The organism is Oleiphilus sp. HI0067 (assembly GCF_001635735.1).
Genome location: NZ_LWFI01000727.1, coordinates 1 through 324, shown reverse-complemented (window position 1 = coordinate 324; position 324 = coordinate 1). Strand labels below are relative to the sequence as shown.

Below are 324 nucleotides of genomic sequence, written 5' to 3'. Positions count from 1 at the left end.
ATTAGGAATCGTCAGGGTTAAGCACCTGCATTACCCGAAATCTTAATCACAATCCTGCCTTGTTTGCCTTTAGCCCGCAGTCGATCAAAAGCGCTTTGGTAGTTTTCAAAGGCATACACGCTATCGACATATGGCTTTAGCTTTCCTTCTTTAACCTACTCGGAAATTTGTGTTAACTGTTCATGATCACCTCTATCCACCATCAGATAATTGGTTTTCTTAGCAGTAAAGAAACTCGCGACTATATTCAACAAATGCTTATTCGGCTCAGCCGGTATAAATCGTCCTTTTGCTTTCAGAAGATGCTTAATCTCTTTGAATAGT

1 pseudogene is annotated in these 324 nt (G+C 40.1%); it reads right to left on the bottom strand.

What is annotated here, in order from left to right:
* Window positions 1-17: 17 nt before the first annotated feature.
* Window positions 18-143 (bottom strand): annotated as a pseudogene (locus tag A3739_RS31360) (hypothetical protein); the annotation flags it as partial.
* Between the last annotated feature and the right edge of the window lie 181 nt (window positions 144-324).